The organism is Klebsiella sp. CB_Kp196 (assembly GCF_040061575.1).
GTDB lineage: Bacteria > Pseudomonadota > Gammaproteobacteria > Enterobacterales > Enterobacteriaceae > Klebsiella > Klebsiella michiganensis.
Genome location: NZ_JBEAFH010000046.1, coordinates 103,177 through 123,350, shown reverse-complemented (window position 1 = coordinate 123,350; position 20,174 = coordinate 103,177). Strand labels below are relative to the sequence as shown.

General features: G+C 58.2%; 10 protein-coding genes. 3 read left to right on the top strand and 7 right to left on the bottom strand.

Going from position 1 to position 20,174, the window contains the following annotated elements:
* Positions 1 to 174 precede the first annotated feature (174 nt).
* From ABLU87_RS15190 to pgtC, 3 genes are read right to left on the bottom strand one after another with little or no spacing between them, the layout of a single operon-like run.
* The gene (locus tag ABLU87_RS15190; protein ID WP_122116843.1) at positions 175 to 1,425 is read right to left on the bottom strand and encodes a sigma-54 dependent transcriptional regulator; all 1,251 of its coding nucleotides are present in this window, start codon (positions 1,423 to 1,425) and stop codon (positions 175 to 177) included.
* Positions 1,415 to 3,421, bottom strand: a complete 2,007-nt coding sequence (pgtB, locus tag ABLU87_RS15185; protein ID WP_102802915.1) for a two-component system sensor histidine kinase PgtB — start codon at positions 3,419 to 3,421, stop codon at positions 1,415 to 1,417. The genes ABLU87_RS15190 and pgtB overlap by 11 nt, the downstream gene beginning before the upstream one ends.
* A complete protein-coding gene (pgtC, locus tag ABLU87_RS15180) occupies positions 3,421 to 4,674 on the bottom strand; it encodes a phosphoglycerate transport regulator PgtC (protein ID WP_102802884.1) in 1,254 nt (417 codons plus the stop codon). The genes pgtB and pgtC overlap by 1 nt, the downstream gene beginning before the upstream one ends.
* A gap of 373 nt (positions 4,675 to 5,047) precedes the next feature.
* Here pgtC and pgtP point away from each other — a divergent pair, with 373 nt between their 5' ends.
* Positions 5,048 to 6,439, top strand: a complete 1,392-nt coding sequence (gene pgtP / locus ABLU87_RS15175) for a phosphoglycerate transporter PgtP (protein ID WP_009652152.1) — start codon at positions 5,048 to 5,050, stop codon at positions 6,437 to 6,439.
* A gap of 69 nt (positions 6,440 to 6,508) precedes the next feature.
* Here the strand turns inward: pgtP and ABLU87_RS15170 are convergent, their stop codons facing one another.
* Genes ABLU87_RS15170 through ybtP form a run of 4 tightly spaced genes read right to left on the bottom strand, consistent with a single transcriptional unit; the run spans position 6,509 to position 12,621 of the window.
* Entirely contained in the window at positions 6,509 to 7,819 is a 1,311-nt protein-coding gene (locus tag ABLU87_RS15170; RefSeq protein WP_038424513.1) for a salicylate synthase, read from the bottom strand.
* A 27-nt stretch (positions 7,820 to 7,846) separates the two neighbouring features.
* On the bottom strand, positions 7,847 to 9,127 hold the full coding sequence (gene ybtX, locus ABLU87_RS15165) for a yersiniabactin-associated zinc MFS transporter YbtX (protein WP_014229379.1): 1,281 nt from the start codon (positions 9,125 to 9,127) through the stop codon (positions 7,847 to 7,849).
* On the bottom strand, positions 9,120 to 10,922 hold the full coding sequence (gene ybtQ, locus ABLU87_RS15160) for a yersiniabactin ABC transporter ATP-binding/permease protein YbtQ (RefSeq protein ID WP_122116844.1): 1,803 nt from the start codon (positions 10,920 to 10,922) through the stop codon (positions 9,120 to 9,122). The genes ybtX and ybtQ overlap by 8 nt, the downstream gene beginning before the upstream one ends.
* Entirely contained in the window at positions 10,909 to 12,621 is a 1,713-nt protein-coding gene (gene ybtP, locus ABLU87_RS15155) for a yersiniabactin ABC transporter ATP-binding/permease protein YbtP (RefSeq protein ID WP_183129313.1), read from the bottom strand. The genes ybtQ and ybtP overlap by 14 nt, the downstream gene beginning before the upstream one ends.
* A 256-nt stretch (positions 12,622 to 12,877) precedes the next feature.
* On the opposite strand from ybtP, the gene ybtA reads away from it, so the two are divergent.
* Together ybtA and ABLU87_RS15145 are read left to right on the top strand one after the other, a co-directional pair.
* Complete coding sequence (gene ybtA, locus ABLU87_RS15150) at positions 12,878 to 13,837, top strand: yersiniabactin transcriptional regulator YbtA (RefSeq protein WP_032694987.1); 960 nt, start codon at positions 12,878 to 12,880, stop codon at positions 13,835 to 13,837.
* 183 nt (positions 13,838 to 14,020) lie between these two features.
* A complete protein-coding gene (locus ABLU87_RS15145; RefSeq protein ID WP_122116846.1) occupies positions 14,021 to 20,119 on the top strand; it encodes a non-ribosomal peptide synthetase in 6,099 nt (2,032 codons plus the stop codon).
* The last annotated feature ends 55 nt before the right edge of the window (positions 20,120 to 20,174 follow it).

Sequence of the window (20,174 nt, the reverse complement as noted above, 5' to 3'; positions counted from 1 at the left end):
CTTATTATTTTTTAAAGTATCATTTTTAATACGTTATTATTTGTATGGGTGTACTTAACGTGCTGGATATTTATATAATTCACGTGCAGAGATAACAACCACTATTTGTCATACGATTAATAAAACGCAAAAAATCAGGGGCAAGGAAATAGACACCCTCCCCCTCAATTTTCGCTAAAAGCCCTTGTAGTGCTCTTTACTCAGGCCATATTTCTTCATTCTGAGATAGAGTTTTTTACGCGGAATAAGCAGATACTCCGCCACTTCATTAATGCGCCCCTGATGGAGATTCAGCGCTTCGGTGATGATCTGCCGCTCTACGTCCTCAACCCGTCGATCGAGCGGCGTCGGCTCGCCGACGTGCATCAGCGGATTCACCGTATCCGCGAGCGGTAATACCCCCACAGCATACAGTTCGGCGGCGTTCGCCAGTTCGCGGACGTTGTTCGGCCACGCCCGACGTATCATCCCTTTTAACAGATGGGTATCCACCTCCGGGACGGGATGATTCAGCCGCTGACAGGTTTTTTGCAAATAGTGGTGGAACAGCGGCTCGATATCATCAGGCCGCCTTGACAGCGGCAGGCAGGCAATTTGCGTCATCGCGAAGCAGTAATAGAGCTCCGCCACGATCTGGCTACTGCCCGCCAGCGCCACTAGCGACGCGCTGCCGATACCAATCAGGCGAAAAGGTCGCTTCTCATGGCTCTGCGCCTGTACCAGCTGATGTTGTTGCTCATGAGTCAGGTGCTCCGGGTGGCTTAATACCAGCGTTCCGCCCTGCGCCTGCGCGATCGCCTCATTCAACTTATGGGCGTTGGCCGCGGTCAGTTCGCAGTAGATAAAAGGGCCTTCGGCGTTACGCCCCAACTGGTGCAGGTAACGTGCGCCGGTCATACGCCCGGTTCCCGCTTCGCCGTAAAGCCAGACCGCAATATCCGTCTCTGCCAGCTGCTGTAAACGCTGGCGATACTGTTCCGTCCATTGGCTGCGCCCGATCAGCTCAACCCGTAATTTTTGCTGGCCGTACTGGCGACGCGCGATCACCGCTTGCCGCTGGCGCAACGCGGCGTCCACCAGCGAGAGCAGCTTACCCGGATCGACCGGCTTTTGCAGAAAATCCCAGGCCCCCTTTTTCACCGCATCCACCGCCATCGGTACGTCGCCATGACCGGTGATAAGCAGAATCGGCAGTTGCTCGTCATCCTGATGAAACAGCGTCATCAAATCGATGCCGGAGCAGCCGGGCATGCAGACATCGCTCAGCACAATGCCGGGCCAGTCCTTCTGCACCCACGCCCGCGCATCAAAGGGGTTATCGCAGGCGTGGACGTGATAACCCGCTTGCTCAAGCAGCTGCGTATAGGCATCCAGCACGTCGCGATCATCATCAATCAGCAGAATCGAACACTCATTACTCAACATCATTTACATCCGTTAAATTAAATTGCAGCACCACGCAGGCATTGCGCGTTAACGTCGACGCCAGGCGCAGCGTCCCTTCCATTTGCGTCATCAGCGAAACAGAAATCGACAGCCCAATCCCCAGCCCCACATCTTTGCTGGTGGTGAACGGCTTCAGCAGTGACGGTAGCAAGGCCGCAGGCCAGCCGGGACCGTTATCGGCAATCAACACGCACAGGGTGTCGCCGTGGATTTGCCAGCTCACCGTTATTTTCGCCGCGTTCGGACAGGCGTCGAGCGCATTCGACAGTACGTTGACCAGCACCTGATGAACCCGCACTTCATCGCCGCGGATCCAGACGGTTTCATCCGGTATCTCCAGCGTCCCCTGCTGCGGCTTATGGCGCATCGCCAGCAGTTCCCACGCCACCGTAAACGTCTGACGCAAATCAACCGGATGCAGCGGCGTTTCCAGTTCAGCGCGGCGGGTAAACTGACGCAGCGAGCGGATAATCGCGTCAATGCGGTTAATCAACCCTTCCGCTTTACTTAACGTCGCCCGCGCCTGCGCCGTCTGTCCCTGCTCAATCGCCCGTCCTGCCGTAAACAGATACATCGACAGCGCGTTCAGCGGCTGGTTGATCTCATGCGCCAGGGTGGTCATCGTCTGACCCACCACCGCCAGTTTAGCGGTCTGGATCAGCTCGTCCTGGGTGGCACGAAGATCGGCCTCAATCGTTTTTCGCTCGCCAATCTCCTGTTCAAGCTGCTGTTTTTGCGCGTTAAGCTGACCCAGCGTATGGCGAAGCAAACCGGCAATACGCCCCAGCTCATCCCGGCCATAAACCGGAATGGTGGCATCCGTCCGGCCTAAACCAATCTGCACCACCGCCTGGTTCAGCGCGGTAAAGCGTTTCACCAGCCGCGAGCGGATGAAATAATGATTCAGCACCCACGCCAGCAGCAGCGCCAGCAGCGTCGCCACCAGAATCAACCCGCCGCTCACGCGGACAATCTGTCCCATACGCTGATTAAACATCTGCATTTGCTGATGACTGCTGCCAAGCTGGGCTTCAAGCAGCGTCCTGAAGCGCCCCAGCGTGGCTTCTCTGGCGCGACTGGCGTCCACTAACGCTTTTTGCGCCGTCACGTAGTCGCGCATGGTATCCGGCATCTTATTTTTCACCATGCCGATTTCCAGCAGCTCATCAATCGTTTGTCGCAGCGTGATCGTGCTCGGCCAGTCGTCCAGAGCGCGAATATTTTCATCCGACGTTTTCTTCAGGTTTTCGAGATAGCGGATATGCGTCTCCACCAGCATGCCGTCATCATTTCCGGATTTCAGTTCATTAAGCCTGTCGCGCAGGTCGTCAACGATTTGATTCTCAATGCGGGCCAGCGTATAGACCTGCTGCTGTTCATTCTGGACTTCTCTGGAACGCTTCAGGTACTGCGCCGCGTCGCCCTGGCGGGCTTCTATCTGATCGAGCAGCGTTCCCTGCTGCCAGGTAAAGTCCTGCACCAGTGAATTCAGCTCAGTGGTAAAATCATCGTGCAGCCAGTCGATACGCGCCGAGAGTTCCCCCACCTTTTCGCGTACCAGAAACATGTTGTAGAGCACGCGATCCAGCTCCGACAGCAGCGCGCGGCTGTCCTGTAAAATCACCGCCAGCTGCTGGCGTTCCGCGGGCGACAAGCCCTGGCTCAGCCGCTCGATTTTATCCAGATGCTGAATAATCTGGTTACGCAGCTGCAGGCGCACCGTGGTATTCGGCGCCAGCAGAAATTCATTCAGCTGATCGACTACCAGATTGAGATTGCCTTCAATCAGAAAAGCAGAGTGGATGCGGGGAAAATACTCGTCCAGCGAATAGCGTATCTGCGAGCTTTGCTCATGCCATGAATAGAGGCTGACGCTGCTGACAATCAGCGTCAGCAGCGCGCCCATCAGAAAGGCCCCGCGCAGGCTGCTGCTGATACTGATTTGCCGCAGACGTTGCAGTATGGAACGGGCCATCATTTCAGCTCTTCCAGTTTATTGATCGCCTGCCGCTGGTTGTTGAGAAACCAGAGCTGCCACTCCATCATTTGCTGCTCCGCAAAGCTCTTATTATCGAACTTAGCCAGCCAGGCCTCATCCTCGCTGCTTGCCGGATCGACCGGGACGCCGGTTAGCAGCGCGCGTATCTCGGGCAGCGGACGCTTAAGGCGAGCCTCCGCGCTGTGCAGCGCTCGCCAGGCATCTTTCAGCTGGGCGAGACGAAAGCTGATCGCCGTATCAAACATCCGCTGAACCAGGCGCTGACGCTTAAGGATCAGGCGATAGTTCAGCGGCGGTTGATTCATCAGCACCGCCTGCTGCGCCGCCCGTGGATTGCCTGCCGTCAGCGGCGTCACCGGGTATTTCCCGGTATTCGCGTCGGCGAGGATCCGCTGGCCTTCCGGGCTCAGCAGATAGCGAATAAACCGCCGCGCCTCGCTGGCGTGCTGGCTATTTTTGAGCACCGCAACGTAGGTAGGCGACACCGCCGACTGCGGAAAATAGATAAAGGCAAGGTGCGGATCGTTCAGCAACAGATTGGCGTAGTTATCAATCACCGGACCGGCTACGCCCAGCCCGCTTTTGATCTTATCCGCCACGCCAAAGCTGCGGGATGAAATCGTCACCAGATTTCCCGCGCTTGCCAGCAGCGTTTGCCATCCCTTAAGCCAGCCCTTTTGTTGCAGCAGCGACTCCACCATCAGATGATTAGTGTCCGAGCGCGACGGGCTGCTCATCAGCAGCGCCCCCTGATATCGGGGATCGGTGAGATCGTCCCAGTCCGCTGGCGCAGGCAGATGCCGCGTCGCCAGCGCCGAGCGGTTAATCAGCAAGCCAAACCCCGACATCGCCACGGCAACGGAGGTGGCGCGGATGGATTCCGGCACCAGGCGTTGACTGGCCGCCGGCGCGCCGCTGAACGGCGCCAGCTTTTGATGCTCCTGAAGATGCTGCAGCAGCATCGGTGATGAGGTCAGGACCAGATCAACGTTCTCCGCATTTGCCGTATCAAGCAGCTGTTCCAGCGAGGCGCTGGTGCGGTTGAGGGTGCGAATCATCACCGACCCCGGCTCCGTTTGCCAGCGTGCGATAATCCACGCGGTGGCGCTGGGGGAAAATGTTGTCGCCATCACCAGTTCGTTCCCCTGCGCCGCACAGGAGCTGAATCCGGCGGCCAGCAGCAGCAACGAGAGCGTTTTGCCGGGCGCCCGACTCCACCGCAGAAACATGTTTGTGATCCCGTTCATAAATATTGAAATACCGAAAAAAGAGCGTTGAGACAAAACTTACCCGTTTATGACTTCTAGCGGATTAATCACCGCTAGCCTCGAAATAGCCGCGCTGGCCGCCGGGAATATCAGCAAACATTACCAGATAATGAATGTGGAATTTGTTAATATCCGCACACGCCTGACATAAAATTAGCGGGAAATTAATTATTCGCTATTTCATTGATGCTCAATGCGTTAAAAATAACCCCTGAATTCATTAATTTGAGTCAGTTTTGACCCATTTCGACGATTTGAGTTTTCTGACCACTTATTTCACTCTTCATGCCGAATACTCCTGATGTTCATATCAATATAAAATACAGGTGACGACATGTTATCAATATTAAAAAAAGGGCCATCGGCAAATAAAGTGCCGGCTGAGAAAATTCAGGCAACTTATGGCCGCTACCGCATGCAGGCGCTGCTAAGCGTATTTCTGGGTTATCTGGCGTACTATATTGTGCGCAACAATTTCACCTTATCCACGCCTTATCTGAAAGAGCAGTTAGATCTGAGCGCCACCCAGATCGGTTTGCTCAGCAGCTGTATGCTCATTGCGTACGGGATCAGCAAAGGCGTTATGAGCAGCCTGGCGGATAAAGCCAGCCCGAAAGTCTTTATGGCCTGCGGCCTGGTGCTGTGCGCGATCGTCAACGTCGGATTGGGGTTCAGCACCGCATTCTGGATCTTCGCTGCGCTGGTCGTTCTGAACGGTCTGTTTCAGGGGATGGGCGTCGGCCCCTCTTTTATCACCATCGCTAACTGGTTCCCTCGCCGGGAGCGCGGTCGCGTGGGGGCTTTCTGGAACATTTCCCATAACGTCGGCGGCGGGATTGTCGCCCCGATCGTCGGCGCCGCGTTTGCGATTCTCGGTACCGAGCACTGGCAGAGCGCCAGCTACATTGTCCCGGCCTGCGTGGCGGTGGTGTTCGCCATCAGCGTACTGGCGCTGGGTAAAGGTTCGCCGCGCGAGGAAGGCCTGCCTGCGCTGGAAGAGATGATGCCGGAAGAAAAGGTCGTGCTTAACGCTAAACACGCGGTAAAAGCGCCGGAAAATATGAGCGCATTCCAGATCTTCTGCACCTACGTTCTGCGCAACAAAAACGCCTGGTATGTCTCCCTTGTGGACGTGTTTGTCTATATGGTGCGTTTCGGCATGATCAGCTGGCTGCCTATCTATCTGCTGACGGTGAAACATTTTTCCAAAGAGCAGATGAGCGTCGCGTTCCTGTTCTTTGAATGGGCGGCGATTCCGTCGACCCTGCTGGCGGGCTGGCTCTCCGACAAGCTGTTCAAAGGACGGCGCATGCCGCTTGCCATGATCTGTATGGCGCTGATTTTTGTCTGCCTGATCGGCTACTGGAAAAGCGAATCCCTGCTGATGGTGACGGTATTCGCGGCGATCGTGGGCTGCCTGATCTACGTGCCGCAGTTTCTGGCCTCCGTGCAGACCATGGAAATTGTTCCCAGCTTTGCCGTCGGCTCCGCCGTGGGACTGCGCGGATTTATGAGCTACATCTTTGGCGCATCGTTAGGCACCAGCCTGTTTGGCGTGATGGTGGATAAAATGGGCTGGCACGGCGGGTTCTATCTGCTGATGGGCGGGATCGTCTGCTGCATTCTGTTCTGCTACCTCTCTCATCGCGGCGCGCTGGAGCTTGAGCAACAGCGTAAGAACACGCAACAGCAAGAAGCCGAACTGGCGCTGGCCGACGCACAATAAGCGCCTGAACCCGGCAAAAGAGAGTGCCAGCTTACTGGCACTTTTAACCTTAAACAGGGTCGATAACCGTCACGCGGGCACCTTTAAATAGGGCGCAATGCTCGCTAATTTCTCCCGGGTTTCCGTCAGTTCGCGTTCCGGCGTAGATTGCTCGATGATACCCGCCCCCGCCTGTATCCAGCAGCGCTGGCTATCCTGAAACACGGAACGCAGTACTAACGCCGCATCGAAGCGCGTATCTTCCAGCAGCAGGATTGCGCCTGAATAGAGCTCCCGCGGCGTTTTTTCAATTTGCATGATCGCGTTGAGGGCCGCTTTTTTAGGGATACCTGACGCGGTAATTGACGGAAACAGCACGGTAAACGCATCCCAGGCATCCTTATCTTCCGCGAGCTGGCCGCTGACGCCAGACCCCAGATGCTGGACGCTGCCGCGCTGGCGAACCGACATCAAATCCTCGACCACCACGCTGCCGGGCTGGCAAACCGCCTCCAGTTCGGCAATGGCTTCTTTGACCGAGAGGATATGTTCAAGCACCTCTTTACCGTCGTGCAGCAGCTCCCTCTCATTTGCCTGATTATGCGCCGTATCGCCCATGCGATCGCGGGTGCCCGCCAGCGGTTCAGTGACCACTTTGTTTCCCGTCACCGACATCACCAGTTCCGGACTAAAACCCAGCGCCTCGCGTCCTTGCTGGCGAAACATAAACGTACGGGTGGGCGTGTTGGCCTGTCGTCCATATAGCAGCGTAGCGGGCATATCAATTCGCGCTGGCAGAGGAATCGCGCGTGAGACGATGACTTTAACGTAATCGCCGCGGCGGATCGCCGAAACGGCGCGCGCAACCTGCTGTTTATACGCTTCACCGTCCAGGGCGGTATCCACAACCATTGGCCCGCATGGTGTCGCCGTATCGACCTCTTTTACCCACTCGCACAGACGGCGGCATCCGTCGGCGGAGTCCGCGTAAACGGTAACATTTCCTTTCTCAAAAATAAGTTCTTCACGGGGAGCGGTTAACGTTAGCAGCGGCCACTCGCCGGCATCAAAGGCCATTCCCCGCGCATGAGCCGCAAAGTTGAACCCAACCTGGCCATATACCCGGCATCCTCTTACCCGCGGATGCGTCATAAAACGACGCGCGCAGTCGGTAATCGAATCTACCGCCCACTTTTGTTCTCCGGCATCATCAATGAATGTCGCCTGGGTGCCGTCGGCATTAATCTGCAGTTGCGCCTGGCATCCTCTACCTATGTACCAGCAAGGTTGGCGCTCATAGACATAGCACTCTTCATCTCCGAACTGACGTAAGACGCCAGAAATCATCGGCAGCCATTGCTCCTCTGGTAACGCCAGGTGTAAAAATTCACTGATTTTCATCCCTTACCTCTCTGTGTTATTCCCGGATCAATCAATTGAGCTTGTCATCAGTTCTTCTGCCGAACGCAGTCGGATAGAAACAATCCACGCCGCCAGCAACGTGAATACGCCGGCAAACAGGAAGCAGGCCGCATAGCCAAAGCGCTGCGCGACAACGCCGCCGACTACGCCGGCCAGAATGGCGATGGCGGCGTCAGTACATTGAAAGAGCGTAAAATCGACACCGGCCTGCAAAGGCGAAGAAAGCGCCATCAGCGTGGCGTAAAGACAGACCAACGCGCAGGCCAGCGAAACAGATTGAACAACGATCAACCCCTGGAGAATCGGCAGCAGTAGAGGACCCGGCGCTATCAGCAGCGTCATCACTACCGCCAGCAGCGCGATGCCCTGCACGCCATAAGCCGCAAACAGCGCTCTGCCGGGTGAGAGGTATTTCATCAGCAATCCACCCGCCAGCGTTCCGGCTATGCCCGCCGCAATATTACCGCCGCTGAACAGCGCGCCGAGCGCTGACATGCTCAGACCATGATCCAACAGCAGCGGCGCCAGAAGAGGCAGCACAAACCGCATGCCTGAATTCAGCATCAATACCAGCATTAAGCCCAGACGAGCCTGTCGCCTTCTAAGCGCATAACCCAGTGCCGGAACATGCGGAACAGATGCTGCGCGCGTTGGTTCGGCAATGCGCCATAGGGGTACGGATAAGACCAGGATCAGCGCCGCCATCATCAGCATGGCCGCAGGCCAGCCGACGGTCGCCGATAGCATCAGAAACACCCCGCCGCCGCACATCATTCCCAGATAGCTGCCGCCGACCTGCACGCTGTTTCCCCAACCGTACCCTGCGCGGGTCAGCTGATCGACGCAAAAACCGTCGCTGGCGATATCAATAGTGGAGGCGACCGTACCTGCCACCATAAACAGCGCAAATAGCGCGACGACTAGCGTTTCGGGCAATCCGCCTTCTCGCCCTGTCCCGCCAATCGCGGCGGCAATCGCCAGGATCGCCGCGAGCGCAGCCTGCCCGCGCAGGATCAGCATGCGGGAACGGCGCTGCGGGCTGCCAGGAGGTAGCCGCCAGCGCTCGACCCACGGCGCCCAAATAAACTTCAGCGCCCAGGGCAGCATGAACAGGGTTGTCGCCCCGGCAAGCGCAAGCGATCCGCCAGCAGCGCGCACCAGCGCGGGCAAGGACTGCATCGAGAGCGCCGATACCAGACTCTGGGTCACATAGATGCCGGCAATGGCGAAAATCACCCGCCCGGTGGTTAACGTCAGCGGTTTCACATTCGACGGAACGTCACTCATGCGCCACCTCCTCTGACGTGGACCCCCCTTCGGCGCGCCAGACGCGGGCGGCCATTTGCGCGTGCCACAGCGCCTGGTAACGCCCATGAAGAGAGAGCAGCTGCGCATGGGTGCCCTGTTCAACCACTTTGCCCTCCTCCATCACCAGGATGTTTCCGGCCCCGACGATGGTAGACAGGCGATGGGCGATAATAATCACCGTCCGGTTGTGAACCAGGTTATCGATAGCTTTCTGTACCGCCAGCTCGCTATCGATATCCAGCGCGGCGGTCGGCTCATCAAGAATGACGATTGGCGCATCTTTCAATAAGGCCCTGGCAATGGAAATCCGCTGGCGCTCGCCGCCCGATAGCTGTCCGCCCATCTCGCCCATTGGCGTCAGCCAGCCTTGAGGAAGGCGGGTAATGAATTCAAGACACTGCGCCGCGCGGGCGGCCTCTTCCACTTCCTGCTGGGTCGCCTGCGGGCGCGCAATCAGGATATTCGCCAGCAATGTGTCATCAAACAGCCAGACATCCTGGAAAACGACGGAAATCAGGCTGTTGAGCTGCTCCGCCGTCAGGCGACGAATATCGACGCCGCCGATAGAAATCCGCCCTTGCTGCGGATCGGCATAGCGCATTAACAGTTTGCTGACCGTGGTTTTACCTGCGCCGGAAGCGCCCACCAGCGCGCTCATACTGGCCGCCGGAAAGGTCAAAGAGAGGTCATTGAGCGCGGGATCGCCGCTGTCGTCATAGCGGTAATGAATATTGTCAAAGCGGATATCGTAACATTCCGGCATCTCCCCGCGTTCGGCAACGGGAAGCGGCGCGATCGCCATAAATTGCTCAATACGCTGTAAGGCGCTGGCAATCAGTTCCACCACCGAGGTGTAGCTGATAAACATGGCCATCGGTTCAGCGAAACGCATAATCATCGCGGCGGCGGCAATCAGAAAGGCGAGGTTCAATGTGCCCGTGACCACCCAGATAATTCCGCACAACACCACCACCTGTAGTCCCAGCTCCACAACGCCGGCGATCAGCATCGTCGCGCCCGCGCTCTGGCGGTGAGTGCGGGTCTGTAAGTTTTCCAGAGCATCAAAATGATCCCGCAGCGCCCGGCTTTTATCGGCATCGCTACCGCAGGCACGCAATACCATCATCCCCTGCGCAAATTCAACAATATCCCCGCTCAGCCGCTGGTGCGCTTCGCCCAGGGTCTGCATTTGTCGCCGCATCGCCGGGCGGCGCCAGTAATAAAACGGCGCCAGCAAGGGGAAGATCAGCAGCATCACCAGCCCCAGCCGCCAGTCGATCCACAATGTCGCCAGCGACGCCGTCAACGGCGTGACGATGGTCAGCAGTAAAATATTGGCTATCGCAATCACATAATTGAGGTTTTCATCCACGGAGCCCAGCAACAAGGCGTTCGTTTCGCCCGCTCTGCCGCGCTGGAGCCTCTCCAGCGGCACGCGGCGTAATTGTTCGCCCAGGCGCAGGCGCAGCTCATGGGTGGCCTGCGCCAGGTGCCCGCGGTATTCAAAGCCCAGCCCATACCAGCGGAGCGCCAGCGTCACCAACGCCGCAATGCTGAAGGCCAAAGCCCAGTGAAGAAGCCGCGATGCTTCATTCCGTAGCAGCGCATCAACGATCGGATAGAGACAGGCGAAGGCGATCCCCTGCATCAATGCCGCCAGCAGCAGAGCAACCAGACTGCGCCGCAGCGTTCCCGCCTGACTGCCCACGCTGGAGATAAGCTGGCGCCAGATCGCGCGCCAGGCCAGATTATCCGCCGGGTTAGTGTCTTTCATTTTGCACCGCCTCTTCCTGCGTTCTACCCGGCGCCCACTGCTGCGCCTGCTGATAGCGTTGCCATAGCCGTTGATACAGGCCACCCTGCGCCAACAGCTGCCCGTGGCTCCCGCTTTCCCGGAGCTGACCGTCGGAAAACAGCAATATCACATCGGCCTGAGTCACCATGGAGAGACGATGCGCGACCATGATGACCGTCCGGCCGCGCATGGCCGCCGCGAGGGCTTTGATAAGCGCCGCTTCACCTTCCGGATCGGCAAACGCCGTCGCTTCATCAAGCACCAGAATGGGACGATCCTGCAAAAGCGCCCGGGCGATGGTGATGCGCTGCCGCTGCCCGCCGGAGAGAAATACCCCTCGTTCCCCGACCCGCGTGCTGTAACCCTCCGGCAACGCGCTTATAAACTCATGCGCCTGCGCCACTCTGGCCGCCGCTATCACCGATTCCAGCGGCGTATCCGGCGCACCCAGACGGATGTTATTGGCGATCGTGTCGGCAAAAAGAAAGTTGTCCTGAAACACAAACGAGATTTGCTTCATCAGGGTCTCTATCCGCATATCGCGCAGATCCACGCCGCCAATACGAATATGGCCTTTGTCGGGATCGGCGTAACGCAGCAGCAGCCGCGCCACGGTGCTTTTCCCGGCGCCGCTTGGCCCTACCAGCGCCACAATTTGCCCGACAGGAACGTGAAAGCTCACCTCCTGCAACGCGGCGCCAGTCCGCGCTTGCGGATAATGAAAGCTTACCTGCTCAAAGGTGATACTCGCCTCTTTCGGCTGTCGATCGGCTCGCGGGCGCGAGAGTTCCGGCATCGCGAGAACCTGATAGATACGCTGAACGCTTAAACGCGTTTGCGCGACCAGGTTATTAAGCATCATCATCGGCATTACCGCTTCGGCCATTCCGCTGGCTATCAGTAAAACGGCTACCCAGGCGATAAAATCGAGACTGCCAGCGTGCAGCAGGCCGTATCCGCACCAGATAAGAACGAATATGGTCGGCAGCGGGTTCAGAATTGAGAATGAAAAGCGCGCTGAAAATCCGGCCTGCCGATACCAGCTTTTGAGCACATCGACCCACTCTTCGAGGGCATGTTGATAGCGCAAAAAGCTGGTACTGCCGCTATCAAAGGTCCTCACCACCGGCATGGCCTGTACGAACTCAATCACCGCGGCGCTGACCCGTTCACGCGCCTGATGATAACGCTGAGCCATGTTTTCCGAGCGCTGACGGGCGAGTACCAGCACCACCGAACCAAACGCCAGTACCCCCAGCGTCGCGATGGCCAGTCGCCAGTCCAGCCAGAATACGAGAACAACAGTCGCCAGCGGCATGATTATGGCGCGGGCATAGAGCGGCGTGCTGTCAGCAACAAAAATATGTAACGACTTCACATCATCCAGCATTACTTTCGCCACCGATCCGCTGCCCATTTGCTGTAACGCGCCCGGCGCAAGCTGTAGGGTCTTGCGGGCTAATCTGCTGCGCAGAATATTCTCCAGATGGAAAGCCGCATAATGAGAGGTATTGAACGCCTGCAGGCGCAGGATAAAGGTCGCTATCACGCAGCCGACTACGCCGCTCAGCGGCCAGACGGGGATGATGTCAGGCGCCCCGCGCAGATCGCGCAGGCACCATGCCAGAAAAAGCAGCGCCCCCAGGCTGGTGAAGGCCGCCAGCCCCGCCAGCGCCATAGCCAGGAGCACCTTCCTGCGAACCGGGGTAATCACCTGCCAAAGAGGAAATCGGGACAGCGATTCAGTATTGGATGAGTGAGATGACATGGGAGTAGCTGATTTTCCTGATGAATTTTTATGGACGCCAAAAACACTATTTCAAGGTGGCGTTCCGGGAATTAATGTGAATAATAACCATTATCAATTACTCATCTACCCCATTCGGTTCTATTTATACCCGCATTGGTCTAAGCCACAGGGAGATAACCCGGTCATGACGGAGTCACCACAAACGCAATCTGCCATCTCTATTCACCAGCTAGTGGTTGGAAAACCCGCGAACGACGGCACTATTCCTGCCCAGTGTGAGCTGCTGCGCTGCTCGTTGCAGGAAGGTATGGATATTTTGCTCTGGCGGGGCCACTTTGCTCAGCCCGAGACGTTGCAGCTGCACGACGACCTGGGCAGGATTAACTTCTCTTGCATTCTGGAAGGCACATCGCGCTTTGCGATCCAGGGACTCAGCCGCCACACCGACTGGGAACTCGCGCGCGATCGTCATTACATTACCCATACGCCAGACTGCCGCGGCAGCGCCTCCTACTGCGGCCGGTTCGAGAGCATTACGCTCTCTTTCAGCCCTGAAGCCCTCGCGCTGTGGGTGCCGGATATTAGCTCGGTCATTAAAAATAAGATCGACTCCCACTGCTGTTGCCAGCAGCAGCGTTGTAATGCCGAAACTCACCTAACGGCTCAGGCCCTGCGGCACGCGCTGATGCGGATGCACGGCGGCTTCAGTCATGAACAAAAACCGTCGACGTTATGGCTACAGGGACAAAGTCTGGTGATGCTCAGCCTGGTGCTGGATGAACATCGCGAGGACGCCAGCTGTTCCTCCTGCCACTTCAATCCGATGGAACGCCAGAAACTGCTGCGGGCAAAGGATCTGCTGCTGGCCGATTTGACGCAGGCGCCGGGGGTCACCGAACTCGCCAGAGAGTCCGGTTTAAGCGTGCTTAAAATTAAGCGGGGATTTCGCGTTCTGTTCAACAACAGCGTCTATGGTCTTTTTCAGGCTGAACGCATGCAGGAGGCAAGAAGACGGCTGGCCAATGGCAATACTTCCGTTATGACGGTGGCGGCGGATCTAGGCTATGCCAACGCCAGCCATTTCTCCGCCGCATTTCAGAAGCAGTTTGGCGTCACCCCGTCGACCTTCAAACGTCTGATCTAACTAGGGCTTACCCCAGAAACTCCTCCGTTAACAAGGCCCGGATTCGCCATCCGGGCCTTGTTTTTTGCCGACCGTAAACCGAAACGGGCACAAATAAACCCGATTCGGGTAGCACTCAATTGTTAATAATAATTATTCTCATATAAGCAATACTTTTGGTATGACGTGCCATCAGGAGGAAGAATGATTTCTGGCGCCCCCTCTCAGGATCCGCTGTTATCGGACAACGGCGAAGCGGCCGATTATCAACAATTACGCGAACTGTTAATACAGGAACTGAATGTAGCGCCGCAGCAGTTACAGGAAGAGAGCAATCTGATCCAGGCGGGCCTGGACTCCATAAGATTAATGAGATGGTTACACTGGTTTCGTAAAAAGGGCTACCGCCTCACCCTTCGCGAGCTGTATGCCGCCCCCACGTTGGCAGCATGGCGCCAGCTGATGCGCAGCCGTTCGGGTGAAAAACCGGATGATGCAAGCTCCCCGGCGGACGCGGCGTGGCCAGTCATGAGCGAGGGTATCCCCTTCCCGCTGACGCCGGTACAGCATGCCTATCTGACGGGCCGAATGCCCGGACAGACGCTGGGCGGCGTCGGTTGCCATCTGTATCAGGAGTTTGCCGGCCATTATCTGACGGCGCCAAAGCTGGAGCAGGCCATCACGATCTTACTGCAACGCCATCCGATGCTGCATATCGCCTTTCGCGCCGACGGGCAGCAGGTCTGGCTACCGCAGCCATACTGGAACGGCGTCACCGTTCATGATTTACGCCAGACCGACGAGGCAAGCCGCCAGGCCTATCTGGAAACATTGCGCCAGCGCCTGAGCCACCGTCTTTTACGCGTGGAAATGGGCGAAACCTTTGATTTCCAGTTGACGCTCTTGCCGGACAATCGCCACCGCCTCCATGTCAATATCGACCTGCTGATTATGGATGCTTCCAGCTTTACGCTGTTTTTCGATGAACTTAACGCCCTGCTGGCCGGAGAGTCGCTGCCGCCCGGCGACCCCCGCTATGATTTCCGCGCTTATCTGCTGCACCAGCAGAAGATCAATCAGCCGCTGCTCGACAAAGCGCGCGCGTACTGGCTGGCGAAAGCATCGATGCTGCCACCCGCGCCGGTTTTACCGCTAGCCTGCGAACCCGCCACGCTGCGTGAAGTCCGTAATACCCGACGCCGCATGATTGTCCCGACAACATGCTGGAACGCCTTTAGCCAACGGGCCGGTGAGAATGGCGTGACGCCGACAATGGCGCTGGCGACCTGTTTTGCTGCCGTTCTGGGGCGCTGGGGCGGCCTGACGCGGCTGCTGCTCAATATCACGTTATTTGACCGCCAGCCGCTGCACCCGGCGGTTGACGAAATGCTTGCCGACTTCACCAATATTCTTCTGCTGGATACCGCCTGCGATGGCGATACCGTCAGCAACCTGGCGCGTAAAAACCAGCTCACGTTTACTGAGGACTGGGAGCATCGCCACTGGTCCGGAGTCGAGCTCCTTCGTGAACTCAAACGCCAGCAAAGCCATCCCCACGGCGCCCCGGTGGTATTTACCAGCAATCTGGGGCGCTCCCTGTACAGCAGCCGCGCCGAGTCGCCGCTGGGCGAACCGGAATGGGGCATCTCGCAGACGCCGCAGGTCTGGATAGATCATCTGGCGTTCGAGCATCGGGGCGAGGTCTGGCTACAATGGGATAGCAATGACGCGTTGTTCCCTCCGGCGCTGGTCGAGACGTTGTTCAACGCCTACTGCCAGCTGATTAACCAACTCTGCGATGATGAAAGCGCCTGGAAGAAGTCGTTCGCGGACAGGATGCCCCAAAGCCAGCGGGAGATACGTCAACGGGTTAACGCAACCGACGCCCCCGTTCCTCAGGGCTTGCTGCATGAAGGCATTTTCCGCATCGCCCTCCGGCAACCGCAGGCGCTGGCGGTAACGGACGCGCATTATCAGTGGAATTATCGTGAGCTGACCGAGAACGCGCGCCGCTGCGCTGGCAGGTTAATCGCGTGCGGGGTTCAGCCCGGCGACAATGTCGCTATTACAATGTCGAAAGGCGCAGGACAGCTGGTTGCGGTCCTCGCCGTGCTGCTGTCCGGGGCGGTGTACGTTCCGGTTTCGCTCGACCAGCCCGCCGCGCGGCGCGGGAAAATCTACGCTGACGCCAACGTCCGGCTGGTGCTCACCTGCCAGCACGACGCCAGCGCCTGGTCAGACGATATTCCCCACCTGACCTGGCAGCAGGCCATTGAGGCGGAGCCGCTAGCCGACCAGGCGGCGCGCGCGCCGACGCAGCCGGCCTACATTATCTATACCTCCGGGTCGACCGGCACGCCGAAAGGCGTGGTCATTTCTCACCGTGCAGCGCTGAATACCTGCTGCGATATCAATAGCCGTTACCAGGTGGGTCCCGGAGACAGAGTGCTGGCCCTCTCCGCCCTGCATTTTGATTTATCGGTTTACGACATTTTTGGCGTTCTGAGCGCCGGCGGCTCGCTGGTTATCGTTATGGAAAATCAACGGCGTGATCCCCGCGCATGGTGCGAATTGATCCAGCGTCATCAGGTTACGCTCTGGAACAGCGTCCCGGCGCTGTTCGATATGCTGTTGACCTGGTGTGAAGGTTTCGCCGACGCCGCGCCGGAGAAACTGCGGGCGGTCATGCTTTCCGGCGACTGGATCGGCCTCGATCTTCCTGCCCGCTATCACGCCTTCCGCCCCCAGGGACAGTTTATCGCCATGGGCGGCGCCACCGAGGCGTCTATCTGGTCTAACGCCTGTGAAATTAACCGGGTCCCCGACCACTGGCGCGCCATCCCTTATGGTTTTCCGCTGGCCAACCAACGTTACCGGGTGGTGGATGAACTGGGCCGGGACTGCCCGGACTGGGTTCCGGGCGAATTGTGGATTGGCGGTATCGGGGTCGCGGAAGGCTACTTTAACGATCCTGTACGCAGCGAGCAGCAGTTTGTAACGCAATCGAACGCGCGCTGGTATCGCACCGGCGATCTCGGGTGCTACTGGCCAGACGGTACGTTAGAGTTCCTCGGTCGTCGCGATAAGCAGGTCAAAGTCGGGGGATATCGCATCGAGCTGGGTGAAATCGAAAGCGCGCTCAGCCAGCTGGCGGGAGTGAAACAGTCAACCGTTGTGGCGATCGGCGAAAAAGAAAAGACCCTGGCGGCCTGGGTTGTGCCTCAGGGTTCGGCTTTCTGTGTTACCCATCATCGGGACCCGGCGCTGCCCCAGGCTTGGCGCGGGCTTGCCGGAACGCTGCCCTGCTGCGTCTGCCCCCCGGAAATCTCCGCCGGCCAGGTCGCTGATTTTCTTCAGCATCGCCTGTTAAAACTGAAACCGGGTCAAACTCCTGGCGCCGATCCTCTTCCCCTGATGAATGCTCTCGCTATCCAGCCTCGCTGGCGGGCCGTGGTGGAACGCTGGTTAGCCTTTCTCGTGACCCAACAGCGGCTGCAGCCCGCCGCTGAGGGTTATCAGGTTTGTGCGGGGGAAGCGCCGGAGAATGACCCTCCTTCTTTCAGCGGGCATGACCTCACCTTAACGCAGATCCTTCGCGGCGCTCGCCACGAACTGTCATTACTGAACGATGCGCGGTGGTCGCCGGAAAGTCTGGCTTTCGACCATCCGGCCAGCGCCCTGTATATCGAGGAACTGGCGACAATCTGTCAACAGCTTTCCCGGCGTTTACAGCGCCCGGTACGCCTGCTAGAGGTGGGTGTCCGCACCGCCCGCGCCGCAGAGTGCCTGCTAACCCGGCTCAGCGCTGACGAGATTGAGTATGTCGGGCTTGAGCACAGCCAGGAGCTGCTGCTGAGCGCCCGACAGCGGATTGCACCGTGGTCTGACGCCCGTCTGGCCCTCTGGAGTGCAGACACGCTGGCGGCGCATGCTCATTCGGCGGACATTATCTGGCTGAATAACGCCCTGCATCGTCTGCTGCCGGAAGAGCCCGGGCTCCTCGCGGCATTACAGCAGCTGGCCGTTCCAGGCGCGCTGCTCTACGTGTTGGAGTTTCGTCAGTTAACGCCCTCCGCCCTGCTCAGCACGCTTCTGTTAACCGATGGTCAGCCCGAAGCCTTACTTCACAATAGCGCTGACTGGGGGGCGATATTTACCGCCGCCGCTTTCAACTGCCAGCACGGCGATGAAGTCGAGGGATTGCAGCGCTTCCTCGTACAATGCCCCGTTAGCCAGGTACGCCGCGATCCTCGTCAGCTGCAGTCCGCTCTCGCCGAACGTCTGCCGGGGTGGATGGTACCGAAACGGATCTTCTTACTTGACGCCTTACCGCTGACGGCGAACGGCAAAATTGACTATCAGACGCTAAAGCGCTGTCATACCCCGGAAGCTGAAAACCGGACTGAAGCGGATTTACCCCTGGACGATATTGAGAAGCAGGTTGCCGTCATCTGGCAGCCGCTCTTGTCGATGGGCGCCGTCAGCAGAGAAACCGACTTCTTCCAGCATGGCGGTGATAGCCTGCTAGCCACCAGGCTGATCGGACAGCTCCACCAGGCGGGTTATGAAGCACGATTAAGCGACCTGTTTAATCACCCCCGGCTGGCTGATTTTGCCGCCACGCTGCGTAAAACCGACCTCCCTGTTGAACAACCCTTTGTCCACTCCCCTGAAGAACGCTACCGGCCTTTCGCGCTGACTGATGTGCAGCAGGCTTACCTGGTCGGGCGTCAGCCGGGCTTTGCCCTTGGCGGCGTAGGCTCACACTTCTTTGTTGAATTTGAAATTGCCGATCTGGATATTCACCGGCTGGAGAAGGTCTGGAACCGGTTAATCGCCCGCCACGATATGCTGCGCGCCGTGGTGCGGGATGGACAACAGCGGGTTCTCGAACAGACTCCCCCATGGGTGATACCCGCGCACATCCTGCACAGCCCCGAAGAGGCGCAGCAGGTACGCGACAGACTGGCGCATCAGGTTCTCAACCCTGAAGTCTGGCCGGTATTCGATCTCCAGGTCGGGTTCGTCGACGGGATGCCCGCCCGCCTGTGGCTGTGTCTGGATAACCTGTTGCTTGACGGGTTGAGCATGCAGATCCTGTTGTCAGAGCTGGAACACGGCTATCGCTATCCGCAGCAGCTGCCGCCGCCGCTTCCCGTTACCTTCAGGGATTATCTGCAGCAACCCGCGCTGCGGACGCCCAATCCCGACTCTCTGGCATGGTGGCAAACGCAGCTTGATGATATTCCTCCGGCACCTGCGTTACCGCTACGCTGCTTGCCTCAGGACGTTGAGACGCCGCGCTTCGCACGGCTCAATGGGGCAATGGACAGCGCGCGCTGGCGTCGCCTGAAACAGCGGGCGGCTGACGCTCATCTCACCCCGTCGGCCGTACTGTTATCCGTGTGGTCAACGGTTCTTGCTGCATGGAGCGCACAGCCCGATTTCACGCTTAACCTTACGCTTTTCGACAGACGACCGCTGCACCCGCAAATCAACCAGATCCTGGGCGACTTTACTTCGCTGATGCTGCTGAGCTGGCATCCCGGCGAGAGCTGGCTGCAAAGCGCGCGGTTATTACAGCAGCGACTAAGCGAGAGCCTCAACCACCGCGATGTGTCGGCAATACGCGTGATGCGGCAACTGGCGCGGCGGCAAAACGTACCGGCTGTCCCAATGCCCGTCGTCTTTACCAGCGCGCTGGGCTTTGAGCAGGATAACTTCCTTGCCCGGCGCAATCTGCTCAAACCGGTGTGGGGTATATCCCAGACGCCGCAGGTCTGGCTCGATCACCAGGTTTATGAATCCGAAGGGGAACTGCGCTTTAACTGGGATTTTGTCGCCGCCCTGTTTCCTGACGGGCAGGTGGAGCGCCAGTTTGCACAGTATTGCGCGTTGCTTAACCGAATGGCGGAGGATGACAGCAGCTGGCAGCTGCCGCTCGCCGACCTGGTTCCCCCGCTTAAGGTCACGGAGCGACGCGCCCGCCGGCTGCGCCCTGAGCGCGCTCAGCCGCGGATCGCGGCGGACAAGAGCAGCGTCAGCCTGATTTGCGACACCTTTCGCGAGGTGGTTGGCGAGCCTGTCGCACCCGCAGAGAACTTTTTTGAGGCGGGCGCCACGTCGCTGAATCTGGTGCAGCTGCACGTCTTGTTACAACGTCACGAATTCGCCACCCTGACGCTGCTTGACCTGTTCACTCACCCTTCTCCTGTCGCGCTGGCCAATTATCTCGCCGGCGTAGCCCTGGAGGAGAAAACCAAACGCGTGCGGCCGGTTCGCCGTCGTCAGCGGCGCATTTGACGCGAAACAAACTGACTTTTCCCGGACGCCATCGCTAACGCATGGCGCGCCACTG